Raw genomic sequence first — 9832 nt, 5'->3', positions numbered from 1 at the left:
CCCACCGACCCGTCAGACCTGGGCCGCGCCCCGGTCCGGGACGCAGCGGCCGTCCTCGGTGCGGTAGGTCCACCGGGCGCCGCCTCGGACCAGCTCGCCGACCGCGCGCAGGAACCGCTCGATGTGCTCGTCGGGCGTCCCCGCGCCGAAGCTCACCCGGATGGCGTTCAGGGGCCTCTCGCCCGGCCCGCTCTCCGGGGCGCCGCACTCCCCCGCCTCCTGCGGGTCGCCGCCGAGGAGGGTGCGCACCAGCGGGTGGGCGCAGAAGAGGCCGTCGCGCACGCCGATGCCGTACTCGGCGGAGAGGGCGGCGGCGAAGTGTGAGCTGTTCCAGCCGCGCACCACGAAGGAGAGGACGCCGACCCGCGGCGCGTCGTCGCCGAACAGCGACAGCACCCGCACCTCGGGCACCTCGGCGAGCCCCACGCGGACCCGGCTCACCAGCTCCTGCTCCCGGGCGACCAGACGGTCGAAGCCCGCCTCCGTCAGGGCCTTGCAGGCGGAGGCGATGGAGTGGACGCCGATGACGTTGGGCGACCCGGCCTCGTGGCGGGCGGCCGTGGTGTGCCAGTCCACGTCCACCCCTCCGTCGGCCCGACGGGCGACCGTGCGGGAGGCGCCGCCGCCCGCGAGGTAGGGCTCGGCGGCCCTGAGCCAGTCGGCGCGGCCGGCGAGGACACCCGAGCCGAAGGGCGCGTACAGCTTGTGACCGGAGAACGCGACCCAGTCGACGTCCAGTTCGGTGATGTCCACCGGGTGGTGCGGGGCGAGCTGGGCGGCGTCCAGGACGATCCGGGCGCCGTGCGCGTGGGCGGCGGCGGCCAGCTCCTTCACCGGCCACAGCTCGCCGGTCACGTTGGAGGCGCCGGTGACGCAGACCAGGGCCGGCCCGTGGGGGTCGCGGTCGGCGAGGGCCCGCTCCAGGATCTCCACGGCCCGCGCCGGGGTGCGCGGCGCGTCGAGGTAGGCGACCTGGGCGTCGCGCCAGGGCAGCAGGGACGCGTGGTGCTCGGTCTCGTAGACGAACACCTGGCAGTCGGCCGGGAGCGCCGCGGCCAGCAGGTTGAGGGAGTCGGTCGTCGAGCGGGTGAAGACCACCTGGTCGTCCGCGCGGCAGCCGAGGAACGCGGCGATGGTGCGGCGGCTGCTCTCGAAGAGGTCGGTGGAGAGCTGCGAGAGGTATCCGGCGCCGCGGTGGACGCTGCCGTAGTACGGGGCGTAGGCGGCCACGTCGTCCCAGACCCGCTGGAGGGCCGGGGCGCTGGCGGCGTAGTCGAGGGCGGCGTAGGCGACCTCCCCGCCGGTGACGAGCGGAACGGACACGTCACGGCCCAGGACGGGCAGCGGGGCGTCGGCCGGCGGGGCGAGGGCGGCGGGGGTGGCAGCGGTGGAGACGGACATGACGAACTCCCGTGACAGGCAGGCGAGATCCGTGCGCCGGCGGGTACGCGGCAGCGCAGGGGTGAAGGAGGAAAGGGCGCGGAAGAAGGGCGACAGCCCTAGCGCATTCGCTTGCTCACAAGAGGCTCCCTAGGGACCAGGACCCCGGGGGCTGGCGTCCACTGGACGCCGAGGGGCCCGCGCTTGCCGCAGACCTCGCTGCCTGCGGCCTGGTCTTCACCCGGGGCACCCCGCCACGGACGGAGGGTTGCCGGACAGCGGGCCGGGGCCGTAGTCGCTGTCACTCATGACCTGCGCAGCATCCTGCCATATGCGGGCGCACACGCAAGGGCGCAGTCCGGATACCGGACTGCGCCCTTCCTCACATCGTGTGCGCCGAGGGGCGCTTCAGGCGTTGCTGGCCGCCACCCAGCGCTCCAGGGTCCGCTTGGCCGCGCCGGAGTCGACGGCCTCCGCCGCCACGAGCATCTTCGCCGCGATCTGCTCGGCCAGCGTGCCGGGAGCGGGGTCCAGGGCGACCAGCGCCGCCGCCGAGTTGAGCAGCACCGCCTCGCGGACCGCACCGCCCTCGCCGTCCAGCAGCCGCCGTGCGACGTCGGCGTTGTACGAGGCGTCGGCGCCCCGCAGCGCTTCGACCGGGACGATGGGCAGCCCGACCTCGCGCGGGTCGAACGGCTCCTCGCGGACCGTGCCGTCGCGGACCACCCAGACCCGCGAGGTCGCGGTGGTGGTCAGCTCGTCGAGCCCGTCGTCGCCGCGGAAGACCAGCGCGGAGTTGCCCCGGTCGGCGAGGACGCCCGCGACGATCGGCGCCATCCGGGCGTCGGCCACACCGACGGCCTGGGCACGCACCTGAGCCGGGTTGGTGAGGGGGCCCAGGATGTTGAACGTGGTCTGCGCCCCCAGCTCCTTGCGGGCCTTGGCGGCGTAACGGAGGGCGGGGTGGAACCTCACGGCGAAGCAGAAGGTGATGCCCGCACGCTCCGCGACCTCGACGACCCGCTGCGGGGTCAGCTCCAGGTTGACCCCGAGCTTCTCCAGCACGTCGGAGGAGCCGCTCGCGGAGGAGGCGGCGCGGTTGCCGTGCTTGACCACCTTGGCGCCGGTGCCGGCGATGACGATCGCGGACATGGTCGAGATGTTGACGGTCTTGGCGAGGTCGCCGCCCGTACCGACGATGTCGACGGTACGGCCCGGCACATGGATGGTGTTGGCGTGCGCGTACATCGCGCGCACGAGTCCGGTCACCTCGTCGACGGTCTCGCCCTTGGCCCGCAGCGCGACGGCGAACCCGGCGATCTGCGCGTCGGTGGCCTCGCCGCGCATGATGCGGTCCATGGCCCAGGCCGTCGCGTCGGAGGTGAGGTCCTCGCCGCGCAGCAGGGGGTTCAGCAGGCCGGGCCAGGAGTGGTCCGCCACGCTGTCGCCGCCGTTCGGGGTCACAACGTTCATGGTCCGCTCCAGGGGTCCACAGGCCGGTCTCGGGATGGGCTCCACCCTATCCAGCCGCGGGGACCGCGAAGAGCCCCGTCCAGCGAATGGACGGGGCTCTCACGGTGGCGATCAGTTCGGATGACCGGTTCGGACGGTCAGTGGTGGCCGTCGCCCTCGGTGATCTCCTTGTACTCCTGTGCGGTGGGCTTGGCGATCTGGTTGCCCTCGCCGTAGTACCCCTTGCTGAGCTTGGCGCGGAGCTTCTGCACGGGGGAGATCTTGCGCTTGACGCCGTTCTCGTCGACCGCGGGGCCGAGTTCGAGCGGCTTGTACTGCTCGTGCGCGGTGAGCGTGTGCAGCTTCTCCGGGGAGAGCGGCTCGTGGACCTCCACGAACTCACCGTGCGGCAGGCGCTTGATGATGCCGGTCTCCCGACCGTGCAGCACCTTCTCCCGGTCGCGGCGCTGGAGGCCGAGGCAGATCCGCTTCGTCACGATGAACACGACGACCGGTCCGGCGAAGAAGGCGATCCGGACGAACCACGAGATGGCGTTCAGCGACAGGTGGAAGTGCGTGGCCCACAGGTCGTTGCCGCCGCCGACGAGGCCGACGAAGTACACCGTGATCCAGGCGGCGCCCAGGCCCGTGCGGGTCGGGGCGTTGCGCGGGCGGTCCAGGATGTGGTGCTCGCGCTTGTCCCCGGTGATCCAGGCCTCGATGAACGGGTAGACCGCGATGGCGCCGAGCACTCCGCCGAAGGCGACCAGCGGGATGAACACGCCCAGGTTGAGCGTGTGACCCCAGAAGACGATCTCCCAGCCGGGCATCACACGGACGAGGCCCTCGGCGAAGCCCATGTACCAGTCGGGCTGGGCGCCGGTGGACACCTGGTCCGGGCGGTACGGGCCGAGCGCCCAGATCGGGTTGATCGTGGCGATGGCCGAGATGATCGCGATGATGCCGAAGACCAGGAAGAAGAACCCGCCGGCCTTCGCCATGTAGACCGGCATCAGCGGCATGCCGACGACGTTCTTGTTGGTGCGGCCGGGGCCCGCGAACTGCGTGTGCTTGTGGTAGAAGACCAGGATCAGGTGGGCCACCAGCAGACCGAGCATGATGCCCGGCAGCAGCAGGATGTGGATCGAGTAGAACCGGGCCACGAAGTCGTGGCCGGGGAACTCGCCGCCGAACAGGAACATCGAGATGTACGTGCCGACGATCGGCACCGACAGGATCGCACCCTGGGTGAAGCGGACACCCGTACCGGAGAGCAGGTCGTCCGGGAGGGAGTAGCCGGTGAATCCGGTGAACATGCCGAGCACGAACAGCAGGAAGCCGAACAGCCAGTTGATCTCGCGCGGCTTGCGGTAGGCGCCCGTGAAGAAGACGCGCATCATGTGCACGAACATGCCGGCCAGGAAGATCAGCGCGGCCCAGTGGTGGATCTGCCGGACGAGCAGACCGCCGCGGACCTCGAAGCTGATCTCCAGGGTGGAGGCGTAGGCCTCCGACATCTTGATGCCCTGCATGGGCTCGTACGGACCGTGGTAGACGATCTCGTTCATGCTCGGCTGGAAGAACAGCGTCAGATACACACCCGTGAGGATGATGATGATGAAGCTGTAGAGCGCGACCTCACCGAGCATGAAGGACCAGTGGTCCGGGAAGATCTTGCGCATGTTGGCCTTGGCCAGGCCGTAGATGCCGAGTCGGCCGTCCGCCCAGTCGGCGACCCGCTCGCCCGCGGGCGCCTTGCGCTGGCCCGCCTGGTCGGCGGGCGGGGTCGTTGTCGCAGTACTCATCCGCGCTCCCAGAAGGAAGGGCCGACGGGCTCGTCGAAGTCACCGAGCGCCTCGAGGTTGCCCTCGCTGTTCACGCCGATCCGCAGCTGCGGAAGGGGGTGGCCGGCCGGACCGAAGATGACGCGGGCGCCGTCGGAGAGGTCGAAGGTGGACTGGTGGCACGGGCAGAGCACGTGGTGTGTCTGCTGCTCGTACAGGCTGATCGGGCAGCCGACGTGGGTGCAGATCTTGGAGAAGGCCACGATGCCCTCGTAGGCCCACTCCCGCTCCTGCTTGTCCTTGATGTCGTCCGGCTCGATGCGGACGATCATCAGGGCGGCCTTGGCGATCTGCGACTGGAAGTCGTGCGCTTCCTGGGTCAGACCCTCGGGCATGGCGAAGGTCAGCGAGCCGACCGTCACGTGCTCCGGGCGCAGCGGCTCCATCGTGTTCATGTTGACGAGCAGCTTGCCCTTGGCCCACAGGGTGGAGCGCAGCTTCTTCTCCGGCAGCGGACCGAGGTCGCGCAGCAGGACCACACCGGAGAGCGGCACCAGCGCCAGCGCACCGAACATGGTGTTGCGGATCAGCTTGCGCCGGCCGAGCGCGGACTCCTGGGCGCCGGCCGCGAAGTCGGCGAGCACCTGGGCCTTGACCTCGGGCGTGGCCTCGATCGCGTGGCGGTCGTCGGCCACCTCGACGTCGGACATCAGGGTGCGCGCCCAGTGGACGGCGCCCGCGCCGATGAAGAAGAGCGCGAAGCCCAGGGTGAGCCCGAGGGAGAAGTTGAGCGGGCTCACATGGCCGAAGGGCCAGATGTAGACGATCTTGTCCACCGGGAAGATGACGTAGGAGGCGATGAAGCCCACTGTCGCCAGCATCGAGAGGATGAACATGAACGCGACGGCCCGCTCCGAGCGGTTCGCGGCGCGTTCGTCGAGGTCCTGGATGCGCGGCTTGTGGGCCGGCAGTCCCGGGTCGGCGAACGGGTCGTCCTTGACCCCCACCGCGCCGTGCGCGGTCTCCTGCTCTGCGGGCAGGTTGTCTTCTGAATTCTGTTGGCTACTCATGACTTCTTGGCCTTAGCGGTGTGGGCCGCGACCCAGACGGCAACGGCGACGAGCGCGCCGAGCCCGAAGATCCACGCGAACAGACCTTCGCTGACCGGGCCGAGTCCGCCGAGGGACAGACCGCCGGGGCTCGCCGACTCCTCGCCGTTGACGGCCTGGATGTACGCGATGATGTCCTTCTTCTCCTGCTCCGGCATGATCGTGTCGGGGAAGGAGGGCATGCTCTGCGGGCCGGTCTGCATGGCCTCGTAGATGTGCTTGGGGCTCACGCCTTCGAGGTCCGGTGCGTACTTGCCGTCGGTCAGCGCGCCGCCCTTGCCGGTGAAGTTGTGGCACTGGGCGCAGTTGTTGCGGAACAGTGCCCCACCGTTGGCCGTGTCGGCGCCGGCGGGGTCGACCTGCTTGGCGCTCGGGATGGCCGGGCCGGCGCCGAGCGACGCGACGTACGCCGCCAGCTGGTCGATCTCCGCCTGGCTGTAGACGACCGGCTTCTTCGGCGCCTGGGCGCCACGCTGCTGCGCGGGCATTCGGCCCGTACCGACCTGGAAGTCGACGGCGGCAGCGCCCACGCCCACGAGGGACGGCCCGTCAGTGGTGCCTGCACCGCCGGGTCCGTGGCAGCTGGCGCAGCCTACGGCGTAGAGCTTCTTGCCCTCGTCGATCGCGAGGGACTGGGCGGTTTCGTCGGCCTGCGCCTTGCCCGCAGGCGCAAACGCTGCGTACAGCCCCCCGGTAGCCGCCAGCGCGAGGAGTAGTACGACGACCGCCGCCAGCGGATGGCGTCGTCGTGCGGAGAGCTTTTTCACGGATTACCCCGGTGTCAGGATCTTCTGCGTCGATGGTGGGCGGGCGCGAGCCCGGTTACTTGATCATGTAGATCGTGGCGAACAGACCGATCCACACGACATCGACGAAGTGCCAGTAATAGGACACGACGATGGCGGCGGTGGCCTGCTCGTGGGTGAACCTCTTGGCCGCGTATGTCCTGCCGAGAACCAGCAGGAAGGCGATGAGACCGCCGGTCACATGCAGACCGTGGAAGCCGGTGGTCAGGTAGAACACCGAGCCGTACGGGTCGGACGACAGGGAGAGCCCCGCGTCCTTGACCAGCTCGGTGTACTCCAGCACCTGGCCGCCGATGAAGATCGCACCCATCACGAAGGTGATGATGAACCAGGTGCGGAGCTTCTTCACATCGCCCCGCTCGGCGGCGAAGACGCCGAGCTGGCAGGTGAGTGAGGAGAGCACCAGGATCGTGGTGTTCGTCGCCGAGAACGGGAAGTTCAGATGGCCGGCCATCTCCTTCCAGTACTCGGGTCCCGTCACCGATCGCAGGGTGAAGTACATCGCGAAGAGGGCCGCGAAGAACATCAGCTCGGAACTCAACCAGATGATGGTCCCGACGCTGGTGAGGTTCGGCCGATTGACCGACGGGTGCGCGTGCCCGGTTTCTACTGTCGTTGCTGTCGCCACGACCGACATTATGTCGGTCGCTTATCCCGCCCTCACTCCGGGGGGTGCCGTTCGGTGTGTCCGCGCCGTCTGCCGGGGTTCCGCGCTGCGCCGAACGGCCCATCGAATCGTGGTCATCACCGGTGCTGACAGCCAGTCGGGCGGAGTACGATCCGCGCATCGGTTCATGCCCCGAGAGCCCCGACGACGTCGATGTCACGGAGGAACAATGCAGGCGACCGCCACGGTCCTGGTCTACAGCGACGACGCCAACATCCGCGAGCAGGTGCGGCTGGCAGCCGGCCGCAGGCCCGCCGAGGACGTTCCACCGGTCGAGTTCCTGGAGTGCGCGACGCTCCCGGCCGTCCTGGCGGCGCTGGAGGGGGGAGGCGTCGACGTCTGCGTCCTGGACGGCGAGACGGCCCCCATCGGCGGCATGGGCGTCTGCCGGCAGATCAAGGACGAGATCTTCGCGTGCCCGCCGGTGCTGCTGCTGATCGGCCGCCCGCAGGACGCCTGGCTGGCCACCTGGAGCCGCGCCGAGGCCGCTGTGACGCTCCCGGTGGACCCGGTGGAGTTCCCCGACGCGCTGGCGGCACTGTTGCGCCGCCGGCTCGCCGTGGAGGCCTGAGGGGCCCCTGGGGCCCTCTGAGGGGCGTTCCCCGTCCTGAGAGGCGCCCGCCCGCGGCCGGGTCAGACCTGGGGGCGCAGCCGGGCGGCCTGGAGCGTCTGCGGGCTGTCCGGCGCCCCCTGGTGCAGGGCGCTGCCCTTCTGCCACTTCTCCCATGACAGGTTCCAGTCGCCGAGCCCGTTGTCGAACGGGGTCATGGTCTCCCCCATACTGCCGACGACCTTGACGATGTCGCCCTGGCGGACGGTGTCGAAGAACCACTCGGCGTTGCCGGTGCTCATGCCGATGCAGCCGTGGCTGACGTTGGCGTAGCCGTGGGAGCCGGTGGACCAGGGCGCGGCGTGGACGTATTCGCCGCTCCACGTCACCCGGGTGGCGTAGTAGACCGGCAGGTCGTACGACTCGGAGGAACCGGCCGCGATGCCGATGCTCTCCCCGCGCATCCGTACGTAGTACTCCTTGGCCAGCACCACCTTGACGCCGTTGCGGGTGGAGAAGCCGGGTTTGCCGGCGGTCACCGGAATGGTCTTGATCACTTCTCCGTTGCGCAGGACCCTCATGGTGTGGTCCGAGGCGTCGGTGACGGCCTCGATCCGGTCCCCGGTGGTGATCTTCAGGGGCTTGGCCTCGGCCCCGTAGAGGGCGTTCGTCACCTTGATGCCCGCGAGGTTGGACCGGACCTCGACGGTGGCGTCGGCGGGCCAGTACTCCTTCGGGCGGTAGTGCAGGTTCTTGTCGTCGACCCAGTACCAGGAGCCGGTCACCGCCGGGGTGGAGCGGACCTTCAGCGCCCGCTCGACGGTGGCTCTGGCGGCCTTGTCGGCGATCGGGACGCTCAGCTCCGCCGTGATGGGCTGTCCGACGCCGTAGGTGCCCGCCTGCGGGCCGAACGCCACCTTCAGCAGCTTCTTGGGCGAGGAGGTGTCGAAGGAGAGCGTACGGACGCCGGGAGCGCCGTCGGCGTTCTCCGTGGCGACCCTGACGGTGTATCCGGTCCCGGCCGCGAGCGGGGCGGTGGAGCGCCAGCGCCTGCCGTCGGCGGAGAGCTCGCCCGCGAGATGCCGGCCCGCGGTGTCCACGGCGTTCACGTCGGTGATTCGGCCGTCGTCGCCCTTGACGGTGACTTCCAGGGGCTTGTCGGGGTCGGCCTTCTCCTCCTCCGCGGGGCCGTTGAAGGAGATCTGGTCGCTCGCGTCGTACGGCTTCGTGGAGAGCGGGTGGTCCTCGGGCGAGCCACAGGCGGTCGCACCCGCGGCGAGGGTCACGACCAGCAGGGTGCAGCTCACTACGGTGCGGATGCGCGGCGTGTGGTTCATGCCGTCCACGCTAGGAAGGTTCGTCCGTTCCAGCGCGTTCAGCGACGGCAAACGGGCGAAGGGCCCGCGTCGCTGTCTGCGTCGCGGGCCCTTCGTGGTGTAGCGCGTGTCACCGGTGGTGCGGGGTCACTGGGTGCGGTCCTCGCCCCGGTAGTACTCGAAGACCCAGCCGAAGAGGCCGATCAGGAGCAGGGGGGCGGAGAAGTAGAGAAGCCACCAGCCGAAGACGACGCCCATGAAGGCGAAGGCTCCGCCGACCGCCAGGGAGAGCGGCTGCCAGCTGTGCGGGGAGAAGAACCCCAGCTCGCCCGCCTCGTCGGCGACGTCCGCTTCCTTGTTGTCCTGGGCCATGGCGTCGACCCGGTTGGCCGTGAAGGCCAGGTAGAAGCCGATCATGATGGACAGCCCGAAGGCGAGGAAGAGGGCGGTGGTACCGACCGGCTCCTTGGACCACACGCCGTACGTGACCGCCACGGCGAGGATGAAGACGCTCAGCCAGATGAACATCTGTCCCTGGATCTTCACTTGCCTGCCTCCTTGCCGCCGGCGAGGGCCTTGTCCGACTCGGAGTGGTACTCAAGCTGTTCGAGCGCGGCGATCTCCGGGTGGTGCAGGTCGAACGCCGGGGATTCGGAACGGATGCGCGGCAGCGTGATGAAGTTGTGCCGCGGCGGCGGGCAGGAGGTCGCCCACTCCAGCGAACGGCCGTAGCCCCAGGGGTCGTCGACCTCGATCTTCTTGCCGTAC

General features: G+C 69.7%; 9 protein-coding genes, 1 pseudogene and 1 riboswitch. Of the genes and pseudogenes, 1 reads left to right on the top strand and 9 read right to left on the bottom strand.

Translation table 11 applies throughout. The annotated features are described in order from the left end of the window. Nucleotides 1-12: 12 nt before the first annotated feature. The 6 genes from V9U70_RS02330 to ctaE form a co-directional block, all read right to left on the bottom strand. A complete protein-coding gene (locus V9U70_RS02330; protein ID WP_336672723.1) occupies nt 13-1401 on the bottom strand; it encodes an aminotransferase class V-fold PLP-dependent enzyme in 1389 nt (462 codons plus the stop codon). A 174-nt stretch (nt 1402-1575) separates the two neighbouring features. Further along, a riboswitch (SAM riboswitch) is annotated at nt 1576-1693 on the bottom strand. 95 nt (nt 1694-1788) lie between these two features. Continuing rightward, complete coding sequence (gene trpD / locus V9U70_RS02325; protein WP_336672722.1) at nt 1789-2853, bottom strand: anthranilate phosphoribosyltransferase; 1065 nt, start codon at nt 2851-2853, stop codon at nt 1789-1791. Between the two features lie 137 nt (nt 2854-2990). Further along, the gene (gene qcrB / locus V9U70_RS02320) at nt 2991-4637 is read right to left on the bottom strand and encodes a cytochrome bc1 complex cytochrome b subunit (protein ID WP_336672721.1); all 1647 of its coding nucleotides are present in this window, start codon (nt 4635-4637) and stop codon (nt 2991-2993) included. Further along, complete coding sequence (gene qcrA, locus V9U70_RS02315; RefSeq protein ID WP_336672720.1) at nt 4634-5686, bottom strand: cytochrome bc1 complex Rieske iron-sulfur subunit; 1053 nt, start codon at nt 5684-5686, stop codon at nt 4634-4636. Before qcrA ends, qcrB begins: the two co-directional genes overlap by 4 nt. Beyond that, nucleotides 5683-6492 carry a cytochrome bc1 complex diheme cytochrome c subunit gene (qcrC, locus tag V9U70_RS02310; RefSeq protein WP_336672719.1) on the bottom strand — a complete coding sequence of 270 codons (810 nt, stop codon included), beginning with the start codon at nt 6490-6492 and terminating at the stop codon, nt 5683-5685. The genes qcrA and qcrC overlap by 4 nt, the downstream gene beginning before the upstream one ends. Nucleotides 6493-6547: 55 nt before the next feature. Continuing rightward, on the bottom strand, nt 6548-7168 hold the full coding sequence (gene ctaE / locus V9U70_RS02305) for an aa3-type cytochrome oxidase subunit III (protein ID WP_336672718.1): 621 nt from the start codon (nt 7166-7168) through the stop codon (nt 6548-6550). Between the two features lie 199 nt (nt 7169-7367). Here ctaE and V9U70_RS02300 point away from each other — a divergent pair, with 199 nt between their 5' ends. Beyond that, nucleotides 7368-7769, top strand: coding sequence for a DNA-binding transcriptional response regulator (locus V9U70_RS02300; protein ID WP_336672717.1), 402 nt, complete (start codon nt 7368-7370; stop codon nt 7767-7769). A 62-nt stretch (nt 7770-7831) separates the two neighbouring features. Here V9U70_RS02300 and V9U70_RS02295 read toward each other — a convergent pair whose 3' ends face one another. From V9U70_RS02295 to V9U70_RS02285, 3 genes and pseudogenes are all read right to left on the bottom strand, one after another. Further along, entirely contained in the window at nt 7832-9085 is a 1254-nt protein-coding gene (locus V9U70_RS02295) for a L,D-transpeptidase (RefSeq protein ID WP_336672716.1), read from the bottom strand. 126 nt (nt 9086-9211) lie between these two features. Beyond that, nucleotides 9212-9610 (bottom strand): cytochrome c oxidase subunit 4, encoded by a 399-nt coding sequence (locus V9U70_RS02290; protein WP_336672715.1) that lies wholly within the window; start codon nt 9608-9610, stop codon nt 9212-9214. After that, nucleotides 9607-9832 (bottom strand): annotated as a pseudogene (locus V9U70_RS02285) (aa3-type cytochrome oxidase subunit I); the annotation flags it as partial. The gene V9U70_RS02290 and the pseudogene V9U70_RS02285, both read right to left, overlap by 4 nt.

It is taken from the genome of Streptomyces pratensis (assembly GCF_037137275.1).
In the GTDB taxonomy this organism is placed as follows: Bacteria; Actinomycetota; Actinomycetes; order Streptomycetales; family Streptomycetaceae; genus Streptomyces; species Streptomyces pratensis_B.
Note: the sequence above shows the minus strand (reverse complement) of the source record. Positions and strands in the feature narration are given on the sequence as shown.